The 21,350-nt window shown below is 70.6% G+C and carries 22 protein-coding genes; 16 read left to right on the top strand and 6 right to left on the bottom strand.

The window, feature by feature from the left end:
• Positions 1-22 precede the first annotated feature (22 nt).
• Positions 23-1,366 (bottom strand): PH domain-containing protein, encoded by a 1,344-nt coding sequence (locus ACFQ7F_RS07945; RefSeq protein WP_383267778.1) that lies wholly within the window; start codon positions 1,364-1,366, stop codon positions 23-25.
• On the bottom strand, positions 1,363-1,890 hold the full coding sequence (locus ACFQ7F_RS07940; RefSeq protein ID WP_383267775.1) for a PH domain-containing protein: 528 nt from the start codon (positions 1,888-1,890) through the stop codon (positions 1,363-1,365). The genes ACFQ7F_RS07945 and ACFQ7F_RS07940 overlap by 4 nt, the downstream gene beginning before the upstream one ends.
• A 63-nt stretch (positions 1,891-1,953) precedes the next feature.
• Between ACFQ7F_RS07940 and ACFQ7F_RS07935 the strand changes: the two genes are divergently transcribed.
• A complete protein-coding gene (locus tag ACFQ7F_RS07935; protein ID WP_383267773.1) occupies positions 1,954-3,105 on the top strand; it encodes an NADH-quinone oxidoreductase subunit D in 1,152 nt (383 codons plus the stop codon).
• Here the strand turns inward: ACFQ7F_RS07935 and ACFQ7F_RS07930 are convergent.
• Entirely contained in the window at positions 3,070-4,071 is a 1,002-nt protein-coding gene (locus tag ACFQ7F_RS07930; RefSeq protein ID WP_383267982.1) for an SAM-dependent methyltransferase, read from the bottom strand. The genes ACFQ7F_RS07935 and ACFQ7F_RS07930 overlap by 36 nt on opposite strands.
• 161 nt (positions 4,072-4,232) lie before the next feature.
• Between ACFQ7F_RS07930 and ACFQ7F_RS07925 the strand changes: the two genes are divergently transcribed.
• Together ACFQ7F_RS07925 and ACFQ7F_RS07920 are read left to right on the top strand one after the other, a co-directional pair.
• Entirely contained in the window at positions 4,233-5,435 is a 1,203-nt protein-coding gene (locus ACFQ7F_RS07925) for a sensor histidine kinase (protein ID WP_383267770.1), read from the top strand.
• A gap of 91 nt (positions 5,436-5,526) precedes the next feature.
• Entirely contained in the window at positions 5,527-6,201 is a 675-nt protein-coding gene (locus ACFQ7F_RS07920) for a response regulator (protein ID WP_383267767.1), read from the top strand.
• 21 nt (positions 6,202-6,222) lie between these two features.
• Here ACFQ7F_RS07920 and ACFQ7F_RS07915 read toward each other — a convergent pair whose 3' ends face one another.
• Complete coding sequence (locus tag ACFQ7F_RS07915; RefSeq protein ID WP_383267979.1) at positions 6,223-7,335, bottom strand: DUF5937 family protein; 1,113 nt, start codon at positions 7,333-7,335, stop codon at positions 6,223-6,225.
• A 218-nt stretch (positions 7,336-7,553) separates the two neighbouring features.
• On the opposite strand from ACFQ7F_RS07915, the gene ACFQ7F_RS07910 reads away from it, so the two are divergent.
• Positions 7,554-7,799, top strand: a complete 246-nt coding sequence (locus ACFQ7F_RS07910; protein WP_383267764.1) for a hypothetical protein — start codon at positions 7,554-7,556, stop codon at positions 7,797-7,799.
• Here ACFQ7F_RS07910 and ACFQ7F_RS07905 read toward each other — a convergent pair.
• On the bottom strand, positions 7,756-8,919 hold the full coding sequence (locus ACFQ7F_RS07905) for a threonine aldolase family protein (RefSeq protein WP_383267761.1): 1,164 nt from the start codon (positions 8,917-8,919) through the stop codon (positions 7,756-7,758). The two genes, ACFQ7F_RS07910 and ACFQ7F_RS07905, sit on opposite strands and share 44 nt — an antisense overlap.
• 147 nt (positions 8,920-9,066) lie before the next feature.
• On the opposite strand from ACFQ7F_RS07905, the gene ACFQ7F_RS07900 reads away from it, so the two are divergent.
• From ACFQ7F_RS07900 to ACFQ7F_RS07850, 11 genes are all read left to right on the top strand, one after another.
• On the top strand, positions 9,067-10,005 hold the full coding sequence (locus ACFQ7F_RS07900; protein ID WP_383267758.1) for a Rossmann-like and DUF2520 domain-containing protein: 939 nt from the start codon (positions 9,067-9,069) through the stop codon (positions 10,003-10,005).
• Complete coding sequence (panC, locus tag ACFQ7F_RS07895) at positions 10,002-11,003, top strand: pantoate--beta-alanine ligase (protein ID WP_383267754.1); 1,002 nt, start codon at positions 10,002-10,004, stop codon at positions 11,001-11,003. Before ACFQ7F_RS07900 ends, panC begins: the two co-directional genes overlap by 4 nt.
• The gene (locus ACFQ7F_RS07890) at positions 11,000-12,739 is read left to right on the top strand and encodes an L-aspartate oxidase (protein ID WP_383267751.1); all 1,740 of its coding nucleotides are present in this window, start codon (positions 11,000-11,002) and stop codon (positions 12,737-12,739) included. Before panC ends, ACFQ7F_RS07890 begins: the two co-directional genes overlap by 4 nt.
• A gap of 2 nt (positions 12,740-12,741) precedes the next feature.
• Positions 12,742-13,725, top strand: coding sequence for a carboxylating nicotinate-nucleotide diphosphorylase (nadC, locus tag ACFQ7F_RS07885; RefSeq protein WP_383267748.1), 984 nt, complete (start codon positions 12,742-12,744; stop codon positions 13,723-13,725).
• 7 nt (positions 13,726-13,732) lie between these two features.
• Positions 13,733-14,539, top strand: coding sequence for a type III pantothenate kinase (locus ACFQ7F_RS07880; RefSeq protein ID WP_383267745.1), 807 nt, complete (start codon positions 13,733-13,735; stop codon positions 14,537-14,539).
• A 138-nt stretch (positions 14,540-14,677) separates the two neighbouring features.
• Entirely contained in the window at positions 14,678-15,055 is a 378-nt protein-coding gene (locus ACFQ7F_RS07875; RefSeq protein WP_383267742.1) for a hypothetical protein, read from the top strand.
• Positions 15,056-15,165: 110 nt separating this feature from the next.
• Positions 15,166-15,816, top strand: a complete 651-nt coding sequence (locus ACFQ7F_RS07870) for a hypothetical protein (RefSeq protein WP_383267740.1) — start codon at positions 15,166-15,168, stop codon at positions 15,814-15,816.
• A 14-nt stretch (positions 15,817-15,830) separates the two neighbouring features.
• Positions 15,831-16,001 carry a hypothetical protein gene (locus ACFQ7F_RS07865; RefSeq protein ID WP_383267737.1) on the top strand — a complete coding sequence of 57 codons (171 nt, stop codon included), beginning with the start codon at positions 15,831-15,833 and terminating at the stop codon, positions 15,999-16,001.
• A gap of 190 nt (positions 16,002-16,191) precedes the next feature.
• The gene (locus ACFQ7F_RS07860) at positions 16,192-16,647 is read left to right on the top strand and encodes a BlaI/MecI/CopY family transcriptional regulator (RefSeq protein WP_383267734.1); all 456 of its coding nucleotides are present in this window, start codon (positions 16,192-16,194) and stop codon (positions 16,645-16,647) included.
• A gap of 9 nt (positions 16,648-16,656) precedes the next feature.
• A complete protein-coding gene (locus tag ACFQ7F_RS07855) occupies positions 16,657-17,190 on the top strand; it encodes an amino-acid N-acetyltransferase (RefSeq protein WP_383267731.1) in 534 nt (177 codons plus the stop codon).
• A 223-nt stretch (positions 17,191-17,413) separates the two neighbouring features.
• Positions 17,414-17,752: an Lsr2 family protein gene (locus ACFQ7F_RS07850; RefSeq protein WP_383267728.1), complete on the top strand. Its 339-nt coding sequence runs from the start codon at positions 17,414-17,416 to the stop codon at positions 17,750-17,752.
• Here ACFQ7F_RS07850 and ACFQ7F_RS07845 read toward each other — a convergent pair.
• Complete coding sequence (locus ACFQ7F_RS07845) at positions 17,731-18,324, bottom strand: SCO3374 family protein (RefSeq protein ID WP_383267726.1); 594 nt, start codon at positions 18,322-18,324, stop codon at positions 17,731-17,733. The genes ACFQ7F_RS07850 and ACFQ7F_RS07845 overlap by 22 nt on opposite strands.
• Positions 18,325-18,765: 441 nt before the next feature.
• On the opposite strand from ACFQ7F_RS07845, the gene ACFQ7F_RS07840 reads away from it, so the two are divergent.
• Positions 18,766-21,291, top strand: coding sequence for an ATP-dependent Clp protease ATP-binding subunit (locus tag ACFQ7F_RS07840; RefSeq protein ID WP_383267724.1), 2,526 nt, complete (start codon positions 18,766-18,768; stop codon positions 21,289-21,291).
• Positions 21,292-21,350 lie beyond the last annotated feature (59 nt).

Genomic DNA, 21,350 nt, shown 5'->3' with positions numbered 1-21,350 from the left:
ACGGGCTGAACTAACCAGCCCGTCACGCCATCCACCGGTCAGGCCGCGCCGTTCTGCGGCCGGTGCGAGACCTCTCCGCCTGCGCGGAAAGCAGCGCGACCGCCTCCCCGGCGGGACGCAGCCGCGCCGTCACCGTCTTGTTCGCCCCCGTGTCCACCTGCACGTCCGCCACGCCCTTGAAGCGCTCCCAGGGCCCCTGCGTGAGCCGCACGCTCTGCACCTTCGCGTGCGGCACCAGGGACAGGCGGCGCCGCAACAGGCCGTGCCGTGCCGCGAACACCGTGTCCGTCACCGCGAGGCCGTACCCCTTCCACCACACAGGAAGGCACCAGGCGGCCCGCGCGGGAGGGCGGATCAGTTCGGCCGCGGCCGGTACCCGGACGCCCGGCAGGATCCGCGCGATCACGGAGTCCGCGACCTCCCGCGGCGCGACGGGGACCAGGACGCCGTTGGACGAGCCGGCCACATCCAGCTCGATGCGCACCCATCCGCGGCGCCGCCACAGCCATGGCTCCACGACGCGCACCGTCTGCACCCGCCCCGGAGGCACCGTCTCGTGCGCCTTGTCGAGCAGCCCGTGGTCGATGCGCAGGCCGTCGGGGGACTCGCCCACCTTCCAGTCGTACTCCGCGATGAACCGCCCCACGCTGCTGGCGAACGCGCCGCCCAGCATGGGGAGTCCGGTCGCAAGGACCGTCCACAGGTTGTGGGTGGCGAACCACAGGAAGGGCGGCACGACGAGCGTGGCGACGAGCATCCCCCACGTCGTGCCGGTCAGGAGCAGGGAGATCGCGAGCATGCGCGGCTGTACGTGCACCAGGTTGTTGACCGGCGCCTCACCGACCTCGCGGGCCGCGTCGGGCGCGAAACCGGCCGCGCGCGCGAGGAGTTCGGCCCGCAGGACAGAGGCCTCCTCCTGACCCAGATAGGCCAGTTCGTCCTTCTTCTCCGCCCCGACGACATCCAGCTTGAGCTTGGAGACGCCCGCGATACGGGCCGCGAGCGGCTGCGTCAGGTCCACCGCCTGGAGCCGGTCGAGCCGGATGTGCGCGGTGCGCCGGAAGATCAGCCCTGTGCGGATGCGCAGTTCGGTGTCGGTGACGGCGAAATGCGTGAACCACCAGCTCATGAAGCCGTAGAGGGCGCCGCCCAGGAGGACGACGGCGATCCCGGCGAGAATCTGGGTCACGGGGAGCTCGGACACCCGGCGCTGTGTGCCGCTCGGGTCGTGCACCGCGAGGCCCACGAGGACCGCCACCGGCGCCCAGGCCCTGCGCAGGGGAGTGACGGGGTGCAGACGCCGTTCTCGTACGTTCTCGGCGCCCGGGGCTGCTTCCTCCCCCGCCACCTCCTGTACGCCGGTCACAGCCCCGCCGAGCGGGCCTCGCCCAGCTCGGTGAGCCGGTCGCGCAGGCGCTCGGCCTCCTCGGGGATGAGGCCGGGGATCCGGGCGTCCGTGGCGGCGGCCGCCGTGTGCAGCTGCACGCTGGCCAGGCCGAAGTGCCGCTCCACGGGCCCCGATGTCACCTCGACGAGCTGCATCCGGCCGTACGGGACGATCGTCTCCTCGCGCCAGAGCACGCCCCGGCTGATCAGGAGGTCGTCGGCCCGCTCCGCGTACCGCCAGGAGCGCCAGTTGCGTCCCAGCATCGGCCAGCCCCAGGCCACGAGGGCCAGCGGAACGGCCGCGAAGGCCGCCCACCCGGGCCCGGCGAAGATCCCCAGGAGCACTCCGACGGCCACCGCGAGCGGCACGAGCCACACCACGAGGAGCAGCCGCCGCATGCGCAGCAGCCCTCGTGGCAGCCCGGTCCACACCGGCTCCGCCTGCGACTGTCCCGGCTGCCCGGGCCCTGCGGGTTGTGCCGGCTGTGCCGTCCCCGTTTCCATGCCTCAAGCGTACGTAGCCGAGGTGACAGTCGCGTAGGACCGCGCATACGAGAGAATGCGCGCATGAGCCCCACGACGGAGACCACGCTCGGCATCGGCGGCGCCGCGGAGAGCACCGACATGGTGCTCAACATCGGGCCCCAGCACCCGTCCACGCACGGCGTGCTGCGCCTGCGGCTCGTCCTCGACGGCGAGCGGATCCAGCAGGCGGAGCCGGTCATCGGCTATATGCACCGCGGCGCGGAGAAGCTCTTCGAGGCGCGTGACTACCGGCAGATCGTGGTGCTCGCCAACCGGCACGACTGGCTTTCCGCGTTCTCGAACGAACTCGGGGTCGTCCTTGCCGTGGAGCGGATGCTCGGCATGGAGGTGCCCGAGCGCGCCGTCTGGATGCGCACGCTCCTCGCCGAGCTGAACCGCGTCCTCAACCACCTGATGTTCCTCGGTTCGTATCCGCTCGAACTGGGCGGAATCACCCCGGTGTTCCACTCGTTCCGGGAGCGCGAGGAGCTCCAGAACGTGATGGAGGAGATCTCCGGCGGGCGCATGCACTACATGTTCAACCGCGTCGGCGGCCTCAAGGAGGACCTCCCCGCCGGATGGGCCACGCGCGCGCGTGCGGCGGTGGCATCGGTCCGCTCTCGCATGGACGTGTACGACAAGCTGGTGCTCGGCAACGAGATCTTCCAGGGCCGTACGCGCGGCGTCGGAGTGCTGTCCCCGGAGGCGGTGCACGCCTACGGAGTGAGCGGTCCCATCGCCCGCGCCTCCGGAGTCGACTTCGACCTGCGCCGCGACGAGCCCTACCTCGCGTACGGGGAGCTCCAGGACACCCTGAAGGTCGTCACGCGGCAGGAGGGCGACTGCCTGGCCCGCTTCGAGGTGCTCCTTGAGCAGACCCACAACGCCCTCGACCTCGCCGACGCCTGCCTGGAGCGGCTCGCCGAGCTGCCGCAGGGGCCGATCAACCAGCGCCTTCCGAAGGTGCTCAAGGCTCCCGAGGGCCACACGTACGCGTGGACCGAGAATCCCCTGGGCATCAACGGCTACTACCTGGTCTCCAAGGGCGAGAAGACCCCGTACCGCCTCAAGCTCCGCTCGGCGTCGTACAACAACATCCAGGCCCTCGCCGAACTGCTGCCGGGACAGCTGGTCGCCGACATGGTGGCGATCCTGGGGTCACTGTTCTTCGTGGTCGGCGACATCGACAAGTAGCGGGTCGACAAGTAGCGGGTCGCTGAGGAGCGGGTCGCTCAAGTCCATCGGCTGGATCAGCCACCCGAAGTCGCCGAGCCCGCCGGAAGCGGTCAGCTCGGCCGCCTCTCCCGCGCGCGTGAGGGCGTGTACGTACGCCACCGGATCGCTGGAGGCCAAGGAGAGGGGCGGGCGGCCACCGCTCACTCCCAGGGCGTGCAGGGCCGCCCGCTGGGTCAGCAGGGCCGCTCCGGGCCGCGCGCACGCGTCCAGTGCCACATGGGCCGTGATGTCGCACGTGCCGTCCGGCACGGGCGCCGTCTCACGGCCCGCGCGGAAGCCGGTCAGCGTGCCGAAGGGCGGCCGTCCGGCGCGGGCGTGCGCGTAGTCGGCCGCGACAGCGAGGCCGCGCGTCAGCGTCCCCGACGCGCTCGCCCACGCCTCGTCCCTGGGGCGGCCGATCTCTGCGCGCAGGCCCGGCTCCGGGGCGAGCGGCCACCAGCGCGCGAGCCACTCGGCGTCCGGCCCTTCGACAAGGGCGCCCAGCGATTCGGTGCCGTCGTCGCGTACGAGGACACGGCGCACCAGACCGTCGGGGGCCACCTCGACGACGTCCAGGGGAACGTTGTCCAGCCACTCGTTGGCGAAGAGCAGGCCGGTGACGTCGTCCGGCGCCCGGCCGCACCACTCGATGCGCGGGTCGAGCCCCTCCGGCCGCTCGGCCCGCTCGACCGCACAGGCACGCGCGCGTGCCGCCACGTCAGGGGGCAGGGCGGCGAGGACGCCCGCGGTCAACTCGCCTCGGCCCGCGCCAAGATCGACGAAGGCCAACTCGTCCGGGTGGTCGAGCGCCTCGTCCACGCGGCACAGCAGCCGGGCCACCGCGCCCGCGAAGAGGGGCGACGCGTGCACCGACGTGCGGAAGTGTCCCGCGGGTCCCTCGGGGCGCAGATAGAAGCCGTCAGGCCCGTAGAGGGCGGCCTCCATGGCCTCCTGCCAGCCGCGCCACGCGTCTTTCCGTTCACCCCGGACCTCGTTCGTCACACGAGAAGGCTAAGTGGCCTCCACCTTGGGGAGTACATGCGAGCGATACGGATCGGCCCTCCGGTTGACCCCGGAGGGCCATAGCGCTGCCTACGCTGGGTTACGTGCAACGCGTCTATGACTTCTTCCGCAGACACCCGACCGGGGTCGACGGCTTCTGGGCCCTCGCCCTGATCGGGATCTCCGGCATCGGTCTCGTCTCCAATGCCGAGGGGACGGGCGATGACCCGGCGGTCATGGCTGCCGTCATCATCCTCGGAATGTCCGTGGTGGTGGCGCTGCGCCGCAAGTACACCGAGAAGATGCTGGTGCTCGCCGTCGTCCTCGGCGTCGCCCAGCTGATCTTCGGCATCCAGACGATGCCGGCCGACTTCGCGATGCTGGTGATCATCTATACGGCGTCGGCCGACGGCGCCAAGTGGGCCTCGCGGTTCGCCCTGATCGGCGGTCTGTGCGCGGCTCCGCTTTCGTCGATGCGCTGGCCGGTGGAGTCCATAAGCGTCTTCGGCAACGTCCTCTACTCGGTCTTCCAGATGGTCCCCTTCGCCCTCGCCTGGGTGCTCGGCGACTCCATCCGCACCCGTCGCGCCTACTTCGCCCAGCTGGAGGAGCGCGCCGACCGCCTGGAGAAGGAGCGGGCCGCGCAGTCCAAGGTCGCGGTGGCGGCCGAGCGGGCCAGGATCGCCCGCGAGCTGCACGATGTCGTCGCGCACAACGTCTCGGTGATGGTCGTCCAGGCCGATGGCGCCGCGTACGTCCTCGACGCGGCCCCTGAGCAGGCCAAGCAGGCGCTTGAGACCATCTCGGGCACCGGGCGCCAGGCGCTCGCCGAGATGCGCAGGCTCCTCGGTGTGCTGCGCACCGGCGAGCACCAGGAGAGCGGTGAGTACGTCCCGCAGCCCGACGTCCAGCAGCTCGACGAGCTCATCGAGCAGGTGCGCACGGCCGGTCTTCCGGTCGACTTCAAGGTCGAGGGCACTCCGCGCCCGCTGCCGAGCGGCGTGGAGCTCACGGCGTACCGCATCGTGCAGGAGGCGCTCACCAACACCCGCAAGCACGGCGGCGAGAACACCGGCGCGAGCGTGCGCCTCGTCTACTTCGACGACGGCCTGGGGCTGCTCGTCGAGGACGACGGCAAGGGCGCGCCGCACGAGTTGTACGAGGACGGCGGCGCCGACGGCAGCGGGCACGGCCTGATCGGCATGCGGGAGCGCGTCGGCATGGTCGGCGGCACGCTGGACGCGGGTCCGCGCCCGGGCGGCGGCTTCCGCATCAGCGCGCTGCTCCCGCTCAAGCCCGCAAATTGACACCTGTCACCGATTCGTCCACGCCCTACGCTCGTGACCACACCTATTCGCTCGTCAGTACATCCAGAACACATTCAGGAGAGGGCCTTTGATGTCGATCCGCGTCATGCTCGTCGACGACCAGGCGCTGCTGCGCACAGGGTTCCGCATGGTGCTCGCCGCACAGCCCGACATGGAGGTCGTCGCCGAGGCGGGCGACGGGGTCGAGGCGCTTCAGGTGCTGCGGACGACCGAGGTCGACGTGGTGCTCATGGACGTACGTATGCCGAAACTGGACGGCGTGGAGACGACCCGGCGCATCTGCCAGGACGAGAACCCGCCGAAGGTGCTGATCCTGACCACCTTCGACCTCGACGAGTACGCCTTCTCGGGGCTGAAGGCGGGTGCGTCCGGCTTCATGCTGAAGGACGTGCCTCCGGGGGAGCTGCTCGCCGCGATCCGCTCCGTGCACAGCGGTGACGCGGTGGTCGCGCCGTCCACGACCCGGCGCCTCCTCGACCGTTTCGCGCCGATGCTGCCGAACGCGGGCGGGCAGCCGCAGCACAAGGAGCTCGAGCGGCTCACGGGCCGCGAGCGCGAGGTCATGATCCTGGTCGCCCAGGGGCTTTCGAACGGGGAGATCGCGGCGCGGCTCGTCCTGTCGGAGGCCACGGTGAAGACGCACGTGGGGCGCATCCTGACCAAGCTCGGCCTTCGGGACCGGGTGCAGGTGGTGGTCCTCGCGTACGAGACGGGTCTGGTGCGGGCGGGCGGCGGCACGGGCTGACGGCCTTTCGAAGCCGCGGAGTCAGCGCAGGATGCCCTCCAGGAAGTCGCTGCCGAGGCGGGCCACCACGGTGACGTCCAGCTGGTGCATCACGTACCGGCCACGCCGAACCGTGGTGACCAGGCCCGCCTTCTTCAGGAGCGTGAGGTGCCGGGAGACCTCCGGCGCCGTGAGCCCGGTCGCGTGGGCCAACTCGCCGGTGCTGAAGGGCGCGCGGGCCATGTCGCGGCACAGCCGCAGGCGCACGGGGTGCGCGAGGGCCGTGAGCCGCCGCTCCAGGGTCTCCACGGAGGTGGGCTTGGCCAGGTCCGGGGCGGACACGGGGTAGTGGATCACCGGGCGCCAGCCCGGAGCGTGCAGGACCATCAGGTGCGGCCAGGCGAAGTGCGAGGGCACGAACGTGAGCCCCGCGCCCAGGGTGTGGTCCAGGGCCGTCGTGGTGCCAGGAACCAGCTTGTCCGCGGTGATGCGGCGTCCTTCCGCGTCCACCGAGAGCGCCGCCGACACCGAGGTGAGGACCTCGGCGAGGCCCTTGTGGCGCAGTATCTCGGTCTTGTGCCGGGCGTCGGCGGCCAGTTGGACGCGCACCCGCCGCCAGGTGTCGGCGAAGAACGCCTCGTCGCAGTCCTCCAGAAGGCGGCGCAGCCAGGCCCGGACGGCGTGCGGGTCGGTCAGGAGCCGCTCGGCGAAGTTCAGCTGCCGGGTGCCGCGCGTGGCGGCGATCTCCAGGGCACGGGCGCCCCTGACGGGGTCGGTGAGCGGCGAAGGGCCGCCTTCGTCGTACGTCGTGCCGCAGGTGAACTCCAGGGCCGCCATGACGAATCGCTCGTCGTCCAGGCGGTCGAGGAGGTCCAGCTCCTCGACGAGGGTGGCCCCCGGCCTGCCGTCGCCGTCGACAAGGCCCGCGAACGGCATGAAGACGTCCGAGAACGAGTTCCGCCACAGGAAGTCGGCCTCGCACAGCCGGTCGGCGAGGTCCGGCTTGAGGCAGGCGGTGGTAGCGGTGGCCCAGCCGTGCAGACCCGGATGGTGTCCCGGCTCGGACAGCGCGTGCAGGGCAACGCCCAGCTCCGCCAGGGGCGAAGGGTCGAAGAAGATCCGCTCCTGCGGCAGGCCCGCGATCTCGATGTGCACGCTCATGGACCCATCGTGCACCGCGCCACTGACATCCCGGCCGCCGATTGACGCCCGGTGTCAATCGGCGCGACGGCGGCTCGGTGGCGGGCGCAGTCTGTGGTGACCGGGTCGGCATCCACAGCGGCCCACCACAACCCACTCCTGCACCGACTCTGTCTTCCCGTCGGCCCACGTGTGCCCGATAAGTACTATTTGCCTTGAAAGGCGAACCCATCATGAGCATCACGCAGCAGTACCTGCTCGACAGCTACCGCGCCGCCCAGCACGACGAACGGACCCCGCCCGCCCCCGGCAAGCAGGACTGGCAGGTCATCCGCGAGGTGCGCGACTACGGACGCTTCCGTGCCGTCGTCGAGGAACGCCCCGCCCACGGGCGGTTCCGCGCCGCCCTGGCCGGGATCGTCGTCCGCGCCCGGCTCAGCCGGGGATCCGCCGTACGAACTCCGCGACCGCATCATTGACGTCGTCGGGCGTCCACTCCAGGCCCGCCTCGGTCACGGTGACCTCCGTGACCGAGAGGCCGGGCGGCCCGTCGGGGAACCAGCGGCCGAACAGATGGGTCTTGGTCTCCTCGGCCTGCCCGAGTGCCGCCTCGGTCAGGACCTCGGCGTCGTACGGCAGCCAGACCTGGAACTGATGGGTGTGCGGCTGCTCGGGGTGCACGCGTGACCAGGGCACCCCGGCGGCCGTGAACCCTTGGTGGAGTGCGTCGGCGACCACGCGCGCGTGGGCGACGTAATCCGGCAGGCGCGGAAGCGTGTTCTTCAGACCGAGCAGGGCGGCGACGGCGGCCGGGTACTGCTGGAAGACCTGGCCGCCGTAGCGGTGCCGCCAGGTCCTGGCCTCGTCGATCAGGGTGCGCGGACCCGCGAGCACCGCGCCGCTCAGTCCGTCCAGGGACTTGTAGAACGACACGTACACGGTGTCCGCGAGCCCGGCGATCTCCGCGAGCGAGCGGCCGAAGTGCGCCGTGCACTCCCACAAGCGCGCCCCGTCGAAGTGCACCACGGCGTCGCGTTCGCGTGCCGCCTCCACGACCTCCTCGAGCTCCTCCCAGGACGGCAGGACAAAACCGGCGTCCCGGAGCGGCAGTTCGAGCATCAGCGTCCCGAAGGGCTCCTCGAAGTCCCGCACTTCCTGGGCCGTCGGCAGCCGCGGCTCCTTCGTCGGATGCACCGTGCGCAACCCGCTCACCGTGTACAGGGCGCCGCCTTCGTGGACCTCGGGGTGGGCCTTCGGGTGCAGGGCGACGGTCGCGTTGCCCGTACGGCTCGCCCAGCAGCGCAGGGCGACCTGCTGAGCCATCGTGCCGGTCGGGAAGAAGGCGGCGGCCTCCTTGCCGAGCAGCCGCGCGACCTCGCCCTCCAGGCGTGCGACGACCGCGTTGCCGTAGATGTCGACGGGCTCGTCCGGGCCCACGACCTCGGAGGCCGCGTCCGCGAGTGCCGAGAGCCGCGTGGCGAGCGGGGCGTGCGCGGACCAGCGGTGGAGGCTCCGGTCGGCACCCAGGGCGGCGGCCCGGCGGCGGGCGGCCGCCAGATCCTGCTCGCTCACCTCGGCCTCTTCGTCGTGTGAAGTCATCCTCCGAGGATGCCCTGCGGTCGGCCGCCGGTCATATGAATACCCACAGCCTGTGGACAGCCAAGGACGCGGCGCGGACCAATCGCGTTAGCATGACGAGAAATCGTCCGGTACCCCGAGCGGACTGGAACGGGAAGGCGTCATCACGTGAACGCACCTCATCAGCCAGACCCGCGGGACCGCCCCGCGAGGCTCACGGTGGGCGTCGTGGGAGCGGGCCGTGTCGGCCCCGCGCTCGCCGCGGCACTCCAGCTCGCCGGGCACCGCCCGGTCGCCGCGTCAGGAGTCTCCGAGGCGTCCGTCAGACGCGCGGCGCTCCTGCTGCCCGACGTCCCCCTCGTCACCCCCGCCCAGGTCCTGGAGCGCGCCGACCTGGTCCTCCTGACCGTGCCGGACGACGCCCTGCCGAGCCTCGTGGAAGGCCTCGTCGAGACCGACGCGGTCCGCCCCGGCCAGCTCATGGTGCACACGTCGGGGCGGTACGGCACCAAGGTGCTCGAGCCCGCGCTGCGAGCCGGCGCCCTGCCGCTCGCCCTGCACCCCGCCATGACGTTCACCGGCACCGCCGTCGACGTGCAGCGCCTGGCGGGCTGCTCCTTCGGCGTGACCGCCCCCGAGGAGCTGCGCCTCGCCGCCGAGGCCCTGGTCATCGAGATGGGCGGCGAGCCCGAGTGGATCGCCGAGGAGTCCCGCCCGCTCTACCACGCGGCGCTCGCGCTCGGCGCGAACCACCTGGTCACGCTGGTCGCCGAGTCCATGGACCTGCTCCGGGACGCGGGCGTGGAGGCCCCCGACAGGATGCTCGGCCCGCTGCTCGGAGCCGCCCTGGACAACGCGCTGCGGTCCGGCGACGCCGCCCTCACCGGACCCGTCGCGCGCGGGGACGCGGGCACCGTCGCCGCGCACGTCGCCGAGCTGCGCAAGCACGCGCCGCAGACCGTCGCCGGATATCTGGCGATGGCCCGCGCGACCGCCGACCGTGCGCTCGCCCACGGACTGCTCAAGCCCGAGCTCGCCGAGGACCTCCTGGGGGTCCTGGCCAACGGCGGAGGCCCGGCCGACGGCGCCGGGGGAGGCACCCGATGACCAGCCTGGTGCACACCGCCGAACCCTTGCGCACGCGCGCGCGTGGCGGCCGCCGCGTCGTCGTCATGACCATGGGAGCCCTGCACGAGGGCCACGCCACGCTGATCCGCACCGCACGCCGCATAGCGGGCGACGAGGGCGAAGTCGTGGTCACGGTCTTCGTGAACCCCCTCCAGTTCGGCGCGGGCGAGGACCTCGACCGCTATCCCCGCACACTGGACGCCGATGTCAAGATCGCCGAACAGGAAGGCGCGGACTTCGTGTTCGCCCCGTCCGTCGACGAGGTCTATCCGGGCGGCGAACCGCAGGTCCGGATCAGCGCGGGCCCCATGGGCGCACTCCTCGAAGGGGCCACGCGCCCCGGGCACTTCGACGGCATGCTCACGGTCGTCGCCAAGCTGTTGCACCTCACACGCCCCGACGTGGCGCTGTACGGACAGAAGGACGCCCAGCAGCTCGCCCTCATCCGCCGCATGGTGCAGGACCTGAACTTCGGCGTCGAGATCGTCGGCGTACCCACCGTGCGCGAGGACGACGGCCTGGCCCTCTCCAGCCGCAACCGCTATCTCTCCCCGGCCGAGCGGCGCACCGCACTCGCGCTCTCCGGGGCCCTCTTCGCGGGCCGCGACCGGCACGCCGCCCAAGAGGCCCTGCACGCGCGGGCGGCGCTCGCCCCCGTCACGCACGCACGCGCCGACGCCCTGAACGCCCTGGGGGAGTCCCGCGCAGCGGCCGACACCCACGCCCTCGCCCAGTCCGTCACGCCGACCGTGCCCGGCGGCCCCGCGGCCGTCCGCGCCGCCGCCCGGCAGGTCCTCGACGAGGCGGCCCGCCGCCGACCCCCGTTGCAGCTGGACTACTTGGCGCTCGTCGACCCGGCCGACTTCACGGACGTACAACCGGGCCACATCGGTGAGGCCGTCCTCGCCGTGGCGGCCAAGGTCGGCGCGACCCGTCTGATCGACAACATTCCGCTCACGTTCGGAGCCACCGCATGAGTGCCACCGGAATACGTCTGCACGCCCCCGCCCCCGGCTGGTCCCTGGCGGCCGACATCGTCGTCGTCGGCTCCGGAGTGGCCGGGCTGACCACGGCCCTGCGCTGCTCGGCAGCGGGCCTGAAGACCGTCGTGGTCACCAAGGCCAACCTGGACGACGGCTCCACGCGCTGGGCCCAGGGCGGCGTCGCCGCGGCACTCGGCGAGGGCGACACCCCCGAACAGCACCTGGACGACACCCTCGTGGCGGGTGCGGGCCTGTGCGACGAGGAGGCCGTGCGCACCCTGGTCACCGAGGGCCCCGACGCCGTGCGCCGCCTCATCGAGACCGGCGCCCACTTCGACACAGGACCCGAGGGCGACATCGAGCTGGCCCGCGAGGGCGGCCACCACCGCCGCCGCATCGCGCACGCGGGCGGCGACGCGACCGGCGCGGAGATCTCCCGTGCCCTGGTCGAAGCGGTACGCGCGCGTGGCATACCGACCGTGGAGAACGCCCTGGTCCTCGACCTCCTCACGGACGCCGAAGGACGCACGGCCGGTGTCTCCCTGCACGTCATGGGAGAGGGCCAGCACGACGGCGTGGGCGCGGTCCACGCCCCCGCGGTCGTCCTCGCCACCGGCGGCATGGGCCAGGTCTTCTCGGCGACCACGAACCCGTCCGTGTCGACGGGCGACGGCGTCGCGCTCGCCCTGCGCGCAGGCGCCGAGGTGAGCGACCTGGAGTTCGTGCAGTTCCACCCCACCGTGCTCTTCCTGGGCGCCGACGCGGAGGGCCAGCAGCCGCTGGTCTCCGAGGCGGTGCGCGGCGAGGGAGCCCACCTCGTGGACGCCGACGGCGTGCGCTTCATGGTCGGCCAGCACGAACTCGCGGAGCTCGCGCCCCGGGACATCGTCGCCAAGGGCATCACGCGGCGCATGCAGGAGAAGGGCGCCGAGCACATGTACCTGGACGCCCGGCACTTCGGCGCCGACATGTGGGAGAACCGCTTCCCGACGATCCTCGCCGCCTGCCGCGCCCACGGCATCGACCCGGTGACCGAGCCCGTCCCCATCGCCCCGGCCGCGCACTACGCCTCCGGCGGCGTCCGCACCGACCCGCACGGCCGCACCACGATCCCGGGCCTGTACGCCTGCGGCGAGGTCGCCTGCACCGGCGTCCACGGCGCCAACCGCCTCGCGTCCAACTCCCTCCTGGAGGGCCTGGTCTACGCCGAGCGCATCGCCGCGGACATCGCGGCACAGCACGCGGAGAAGGCCCTCCCCGCGCTCTACGCAGCCGTTCCCGTCCCCGTGCCGCCGCCCGCACCGGTGCCCCACCCCGACACCCCCGCGCACCCCCTGCTGCCCCCCGAGGCCCGCTTCGCCATCCAGCGCGTGATGACCGACGGCGCCGGAGTGCTCAGGTCCGCCGACTCCCTCTCCGATGCCGCGGCCCGCCTCGCCCGCATCCACGCCGAGGCGGCAGGCGCGCTCGCCGATGACGGCAAGACCGCCGAGCCCGGCGTCGACACCTGGGAGACCACCAACCTCCTGTGCGTGGCCCGCGTCCTGGTGGCCGCCGCACAGCGCCGCGAGGAGACCCGCGGCTGCCACTGGCGCGAGGACCACCCCGACCGCGACGACGAGGCCTGGCGGCGCCACATCGTCGTACGCCTCAACGCGGACCGGACCCTGGCAGCGCACACGACCGAAACCGCAGACTTCCCCCCGACCGCCAGCCTTCAGGAGAAGTGACCGTGAGCACCCCCGACGACCTCCCTCTCGCCCCCACCGGCGGCGGCTGCGGCGATGCCTGCGGCTGCGGCGCGGACGACGCGTACGACCCCCTGGAGTGCGGCCTCGACCCCGCTCTCGCGCAGCTCCTGACCGACGCGGGGCTCGACCCCGTGCAGGTCGAGGACATCGCGCACATGGCGATCGAGGAGGACCTGGACGGCGGCGTGGACGTCACCTCGGTCGCCACGATCCCCGAAGAGGCCGTCGCCACCGGCGACTTCACCGCGCGTGAGGCCGGCACGGTCGCGGGCCTGCGCGTCGCCGAAGCCGTGATCTCCCTCGTCTGCACGGACACCTTCGAGGTCGAGCGGCACGTCGAGGACGGCGACCGGGTGGAGTCGGGCGCCAAGCTGCTCAGCGTCACCACCCGCACCCGTGACCTGCTCACCGCCGAGCGCACCGCGCTCAACCTCCTGTGCCGCCTCTCCGGCGTGGCGACGGCCACGCGCGCGTGGGCCGACGCACTGGAGGGCACGAGCGCCAAGGTCCGCGACACCCGCAAGACGACGGCCGGGCTCCGCGCCCTGGAGAAGTACGCGGTGCGCATGGGCGGCGGCGTGAACCACCGCATGTCGCTCTCCGACGCGGCGCTGGTGAAGGACAACCACGTAGTGGCGGCCGGAGGCGTGGAGCAGGCCTTCAAGGCCGTCCGCGCGGCCTTCCCCGACCTGGCCGTGGAGGTCGAGGTCGACACCCTCCACCAGCTGCGCGAGGTGGTGGACGCGGGCGCCGACCTGATCCTCCTGGACAACTTCACGCCGGGCGAGACCGAGGAGGCCGTGGCCATCGTGGCGGGCCGCGCGATCCTGGAGTCCTCGGGTCGCCTCACCCTGGAGAACGCCCGCGCGTACGCGGACACGGGCGTCGACTTCCTCGCCGTGGGCTCCCTCACCCACTCGTCGCCGATCCTGGACATCGGCCTCGACCTGCGCGCGGCGGAGTGACGACGACATGCTGCTGACCATCGACGTCGGAAACACCCACACCGTCCTCGGCCTCTTCGACGGCGAAGAGATCGTCGAGCACTGGCGCATCTCCACCGATGCCCGCCGCACCGCGGACGAACTCGCCGTGCTCCTCAACGGCTTGATGGGCATGCACCCGCTCCTCGGGGACGAGCTCGGCGACGGGATCGACGGCATCGCCATCTGCTCGACGGTCCCCTCTGTCCTGCACGAACTGCGCGAGGTCACCCGTCGCTACTACGGAGACGTGCCCGCCGTCCTCGTGGAGCCCGGCATCAAGACCGGCGTGCCGATCCTCATGGACAACCCCAAGGAGGTCGGCGCCGACCGCATCATCAACGCGGTCGCGGCGGTCGAGCTCTACGGAGGCCCGGCCGTCGTCGTCGACTTCGGCACGGCGACGACGTTCGACGCGGTCTCCGCACGCGGGGAGTACACCGGCGGCGTCATCGCCCCCGGCATCGAGATCTCCGTCGAGGCACTCGGTGTGCGGGGCGCCCAGCTCCGCAAGATCGAGCTGGCACGGCCGCGCAGCGTCATCGGCAAGAACACCGTGGAGGCCATGCAGTCGGGCATCCTGTACGGATTCGCGGGCCAGGTCGACGGCGTCGTGCAGCGCATGGCCCGCGAACTGGCGGGCCCGGGCGGCGACCCCGACGACGTCACGGTCATCGCGACCGGCGGCCTCGCGCCCATGGTGCTCGGCGAGGCCTCGGTCATCGACGAGCACGAGCCGTGGCTGACCCTCATCGGCCTGCGCCTGGTCTACGAGCGGAACATCGCCCGGAGTTGAACACTCCGGTCGCGGCCCCCGAGGCCGGCGGCTCATAACTGGCGGCTCAGAAGCGGGGCTTGCGCACACAACCCCGCGCCCCATACAAGAGTCTGCGCAGGGACGGGACTTGGGCAGGTTCGAGCGGGCGTGGAGATAATGGGGCGTAGGGGACGACTGGTCGCGACGTTGGCGGCCGGGGTGCTGGCCGGGCTCGCCGGACCGGCCACGGCGGCGAGCGCGGTCACCGGGTTCGGCGTCGGATTCGACGGCGGGTTCGAGGGTGGTCGTGCGGCGCACGTGGTGACGTACGCGGTGGACGACTCCACCGGCGGCGCGACCGCGACGGCATCCCCGTCCGTCGTCCCCACCGCGTCCGCCACCTCCAGCACGTCGTCCGACGCCGAGGACCCCGCCCCCGGCGGCACCATCGCGGACACCGGCGCGGGCGTGCTCCCCTGGATCGCGGCAGGGGCGGCAGGCGCCCTCGGGGTCGGCGCGGTCGTCTTCGCGATGATCCGCCGCCGCTCGGAGTGAAGCGGTAGCCCCGCAAGCGGTAGCCCCGCAAGCGGTAGCCACACGAGCCGTAGCCACGCCACAGATTGGCGATAAGCGGATTTTGTCCGTTTAACACGTATCTTCGGCTCATGCCCACGCCATATGGATCTCGCGGCGGCATGGCCTTCGGTACGGAGGAGCTGCGTGTGCTCCGCCGCGCTCTGGCCCTCGCCCTGCATCCAAGACCCGCCTCCGACGAAGACGTCCAGGACTGCCACCGCCTCGCCGACGCCGTCGACGAGGCGGTGAGCGAAGGCGCCAGGCTCCGCGCCTTCCTCCTTGCCGACCTCGCCCGCTACCGGGCGGCCCTGCCCGGCACCGCAACCGGCTACCTCGCGCTCCTGGAGGACGTCCTCGCCTCCGGCTACCATCCGGGCCCCGACGACCTCGCCGCGCTGCGCGCCCTGCGCGGCAACCCGGTCGCCGCCGCCCTCCTCGACCGCTGCCGGACCGTCGCCGAACAGGTCGTACGCGCCCGCCTCGCGGGCCGGTCCCATACGTCCGCCTCGTCCGTCCCGGCGCCCCGCCCCCTGGTCCCCGCCTCACGCACACGCCTGCTCGCCCTCCCCGGCGGCCGGAGCGAGCGCGACGAACGGGCGGCGCCCAAGCCCGGTACGCCGAGCGCCCCGCCGACCAAGCCGGCCGCTCCCGAGCCGCCACGCCCCGTGCCGACCCCGGCCGAGGTCTTCCCGCCCAAGCGCCGCCCGACGGACCCGCCGCACCAGCTCGCCGCGGGCTAGCTACTCTGGGGGGCATGGAATACGTCTCCGCGCTCCTGCCCCCCGTAGTGATGGCCGTGTTCTTCGGCGGTCTCATCGTGACGATCGTGAAGACCCAGGGCGGCGCCAACAAGGCCAAGGAGGACGCGGCCGTCGACGCCGTGCTCGCCCGCGCCGAAGGCGCCCAGCAGACACCCAAGGCCTGATCGAGGCCTGATCAAGGCCTGACCAGGCGCGGCTTCCGTTTGCCTGGCCCCGGTGACCTGAGGTCACCACCCGCACACTCTTGGCGTGCGACTCGCTCACATTCCGAGTCGTACGCCCTTTTTGTTGGGGAAATGACCCCTCCGCCACGTCCGTCATGGCATTAGTGACTTCTCCCACTATTGTTCTGGTGTGCCTCGCCCCTTGGGAGAACTCGAAGACTCAGTCATGACACGGGTGTGGAAGTGGAACCGCCCCGTGACCGTTCGAGAAGTCCTGGAAGACCTTCAGCAGGAACGGTCCATCGCTTACACCACCGTCATGACCGTTTTGGACAATCTTCATCAGAAGGGCTGGGTGCGCCGTGAAGCGGAAGGCCGTGCCTATCGATATGAGGCGGTCTCCACTCGGGCCGCCTACGCCGCCGCACTGATGAACGAAGCGTGGTCGCGGAGTGACAACCCGGCCGCCGCTCTCGTCGCCTTCTTCGGGATGATGTCGGCGGAACAGCGCGAGGCACTCAGTGACGCGATGCGCATCATCGGCCCGGCCGCGGGGGCCCCCATCTCTCAAGTCCCGATCTCCGAAGACGCCGTCACTCAAGCCCCGGAGAACCCCGGCGCGGCTGAGCCTCAAGCAGAGCGATAGCGTCCGCTCATGCCAGCAGAACCCCCTGAACTCAGCGCTAAAGCAGTCTCCGTACGCCGGGCGCGCACCGCTGATGTGCCGGTCGTACGCAACCTCCTCGACTCCTACGCACGCCAGGGGATCCTGCTCGACAAAGCGACGGTCGCTCTTTACGAGTCCATCCAGGAGTTCTGGGTGGCGGAACGCGACGACAACGCCGACGTCGTCGCCTGTGGCGCCCTCCATGTGATGTGGGAAGACCTCGCGGAAGTACGCACACTCGCGGTGAACCCCGACGTCAAGGGCGCCGGAGTGGGGCATCAGGTGTTGGGGAAGTTGCTGCAGACAGCTCGCTGGCTCGGAGTCCGGCGGGTTTTCTGTCTCACCTTCGAAGTCGACTTCTTCGCGAAGCACGGCTTCGTGGAGATCGGTGAGACACCTGTCGACGGAGATGTCTACAGCGAGCTGCTGCGTTCCAAAGACGAGGGTGTCGCGGAGTTCCTCGGCCTCGAACGAGTGAAACCGAACACCTTGGGCAACAGTCGGATGCTTCTGCATCTGTGATCGTCGCCGGTATTTCGGGCTGCCTGCTGCCCGGGTTCCCTATGTCCGAAACGCGCACGTTTCCTGGGTTCCCGTGGTCACCGGTCTCTCCCAGGGGTTTGTGTTTTCCCAGCAAAAGCGGTTTGCTTTCCGACGTACTGCAGTACTGCATATAACAGGGGGCGGAGATTCAGCGGCTAGCGCCGTGCGATCCGGCCCAAAGTTATCGATGAAAGGAAATCCGGTGGCACAGAAGGTTCAGGTCCTTCTTGTCGATGACCTCGACGGTGGCGAGGCAGACGAGACCGTGACGTTTGCGCTGGACGGCAAGTCGTACGAGATCGACCTCACCACGGCGAACGCGGACAAGCTCCGTGGTCTTCTTGAGCCGTACCTCAAGGGTGGTCGTCGTACCGGTGGCCGTGGTTCGGCCGGGCGTGCCAAAGCCCGCGCCTCTGCCGCGAGCGGCGGTCAGGACACCGCGGCGATCCGTGCCTGGGCGAAGGACAACGGTTTCGAGGTCAACGACCGCGGCCGCGTCCCCGCTTCCATTCGCGAGGCCTACGAGAAGGCCAACGGCTGACGACGGGTTCGTCGCAGCCGGACCCGGTGGACTTGCGTTGCCGCCGTGTCCACAAGTCGTACGAGACCGGAGCCCACGGCGGGGTCGCTGTGGGACACCGTGCCACCCCCCACGCAGGACAGGGAAGGCAGTGCCGGCAGCGTCGGCTCCACCTCGCACCCGGGCTCCGGGGGTCGCAGCCATACGGCGGCCCCCTGCGTGCCGGACCACCCCGGGGGCGTGGGCGCGTCCAGCAGCCCGCCCGCCCCGATGGCCGTGAGATCCAGCGCGATGTCACCCCATTCGAGCCACTCCAGGAGCCCCGGCAGCTCGTCCGCGCTCCCCGCGGCCACGAAGAGCCGCATCGAATCGCCCCGCAGAGCCACCGGAGCCTTCGGCCCGACATGCCGCAGGGCGGCGAATCCGGCTTCGGCGGGCAGCTGCAGTACATCGAAGCGGAGCCCCGTCAGGAGCTGCACCGGAAGACCGGGGCGGCGCTCGGCCGTCGCCCAGCCGAGCTCGTTCTCGTACCACTGCCGGACCGGGTCGCTCTGCTCGACCGGTACACGAGGCTGGGGAACGGTGATGGTCATGTCCGGAGCAACCGGCCGGAAGGGCTTCGGGTTACGCAGCGTGGCTCGGCAGATGCGCACGGTGGCCGGAAAAGAGGCGTGCGGACATGTTCGGCGGCGCAAGGGTGTTCGCCCGTAGCGGAGGGAACCGGCGCGCGCCGCATGGAGTGTCAGTCCTTACGGGTAAGACATCCCTAGTGGGGAGGGGCGACACACGCGCGAGGCCGTCTCACGTTCGCCATCGGCGTAGCTGAGGTGAGGGTAAGTGCTTGGCCTGCGGGAACATCGTCTCGCACCATCGGGTTGGAGCAGTTGTCGGCGTTCGGGGTCAGGAGGCACCTCTTGTTCTCGGCCGGGTGTCGGCAGTTGGAATGAGCGGTCCCCGCTTGCGGGACTAAGCTGCGGAAGGACAGGGAGGGGACAGCCCCCTTACTGCCTGACCGCTCTGAGGAGCGATTAACGATGTTCGAGAGGTTCACCGACCGCGCGCGGCGGGTTGTCGTCCTGGCTCAGGAAGAAGCCCGGATGCTCAACCACAACTACATCGGCACCGAGCACATCCTCCTGGGCTTGATCCACGAGGGCGAGGGTGTCGCCGCTAAGGCCCTGGAGAGCCTCGGGATTTCGCTCGAGGCGGTCCGCCAGCAGGTGGAGGAGATCATCGGTCAGGGCCAGCAGGCCCCGTCCGGCCACATCCCCTTCACCCCCCGTGCCAAGAAGGTGCTGGAGCTTTCGCTCCGCGAGGCCCTTCAGCTGGGCCACAACTACATCGGCACGGAGCACATCCTGCTCGGCCTGATCCGCGAGGGCGAGGGCGTCGCAGCCCAGGTCCTCGTGAAGCTGGGCGCCGATCTCAACCGGGTGCGGCAGCAGGTCATCCAGCTGCTCTCCGGCTACCAGGGCAAGGAGACCGCCACCGCAGGCGGTCCTGCGGAGGGCACGCCCTCCACGTCCCTGGTGCTCGACCAGTTCGGCCGGAACCTCACCCAGGCCGCTCGTGAGTCCAAGCTCGACCCGGTCATCGGGCGCGAGAAGGAGATCGAGCGGGTCATGCAGGTGCTGTCCCGCCGTACGAAGAACAACCCCGTGCTCATCGGCGAGCCCGGCGTCGGCAAGACCGCCGTCGTCGAGGGCCTTGCGCAGGCCATCGTCAAGGGCGAGGTGCCCGAGACGCTGAAGGACAAGCACCTCTACACGCTTGACCTCGGCGCGCTGGTCGCCGGCTCCCGCTACCGCGGTGACTTCGAGGAGCGCCTGAAGAAGGTCCTCAAGGAGATCCGCACCCGCGGCGACATCATCCTGTTCATCGACGAGCTCCACACCCTGGTGGGTGCCGGCGCCGCCGAGGGCGCGATCGATGCCGCGTCGATCCTCAAGCCGATGCTGGCGCGAGGCGAGCTGCAGACCATCGGTGCCACGACGCTCGACGAGTACCGCAAGCACCTGGAGAAGGACGCGGCCCTCGAGCGCCGCTTCCAGCCCATCCAGGTCGCGGAGCCGTCGCTGCCGCACACCATCGAGATCCTCAAGGGTCTGCGCGACCGTTACGAGGCCCACCACCGGGTCTCCATCACGGACGAGGCCCTTGTGCAGGCCGCCACCCTGGCCGACCGGTACATCTCGGACCGCTTCCTGCCGGACAAGGCGATCGACCTGATCGACGAGGCCGGTTCCCGGATGCGCATCCGCCGGATGACCGCGCCGCCGGACCTCCGCGAGTTCGACGAGAAGATCGCGGGCGTGCGTCGCGACAAGGAGTCGGCCATCGACTCCCAGGACTTCGAGAAGGCGGCCTCTCTCCGCGACAAGGAGAAGCAGCTGCTCGCGGCGAAGGCCAAGCGCGAGAAGGAATGGAAGGCCGGCGACATGGACGTCGTCGCCGAGGTCGACGGCGAGCTCATCGCCGAGGTCCTCGCCACGGCGACGGGCATTCCGGTCTTCAAGCTGACTGAGGAGGAGTCCTCGCGTCTGCTGCGCATGGAGGACGAGCTCCACAAGCGGGTCATCGGCCAGAAGGACGCCATCAAGGCGCTTTCGCAGGCGATTCGTCGTACGCGTGCGGGTCTGAAGGACCCGAAGCGTCCCGGTGGTTCGTTCATCTTCGCCGGCCCGTCCGGTGTCGGTAAGACGGAGCTTTCCAAGACGCTCGCCGAATTCCTCTTCGGTGACGAGGACGCCCTGATCTCTCTCGACATGTCGGAGTTCAGCGAGAAGCACACGGTCTCGCGTCTCTTCGGTTCGCCGCCCGGATATGTCGGTTACGAAGAGGGCGGTCAGCTGACGGAGAAGGTCCGCCGCAAGCCGTTCTCGGTCGTTCTCTTCGACGAGGTCGAGAAGGCCCACCCCGATATCTTCAACTCGCTGTTGCAGATCCTTGAGGACGGTCGTCTGACCGACTCCCAGGGCCGGGTCGTGGACTTCAAGAACACGGTCATCATCATGACGACCAACCTCGGCACGCGTGACATCTCCAAGGGCTTCAACCTCGGATTTGCCGCCGCGGGTGACGTCAAGACGAACTACGAGCGCATGAAGACCAAGGTCAACGACGAGCTGAAGCAGCACTTCCGCCCGGAGTTCCTGAACCGTGTCGACGACACGGTGGTCTTCCACCAGCTCACCGAGGAAGACATCATCCAGATCGTCGACCTCATGATCGCCAAGGTGGACGAGCGTCTCAAGGACCGCGACATGGGCATCGAGCTCAGCGGTGACGCGAAGAAGCTCCTGGCCAAGAAGGGTTACGACCCCGTCATGGGCGCCCGGCCGCTGCGCCGGACGATCCAGCGCGAGGTCGAGGACATCCTGTCGGAGAAGATCCTCTTCGGCGAGCTCCGCCCCGGCCACATCGTGGTCGTCGGCACGGAGGGTGAGGGCGAAGAAGCCAAGTTCACCTTCCGCGGCGAGGAGAAGGCGGCGCTTCCGGATGTCCCGCCGATCGAGCAGGCGGCTGGTGGCGCCGGGCCCAACCTGAGCAAGGAGGCGTAAGCCTCCGGCTTACAGCCGCAGTACAGGCTCAAAGGGGCTGGCCCCGGACCGTGAGGAAC

Source organism: Streptomyces sp. NPDC056486 (assembly GCF_042795295.1).
Classification (GTDB): Bacteria; Actinomycetota; Actinomycetes; order Streptomycetales; family Streptomycetaceae; genus Streptomyces.
The sequence above is the reverse complement of the archived record's forward strand: the minus strand, read 5'-3'. Positions and strand labels throughout refer to the sequence as shown.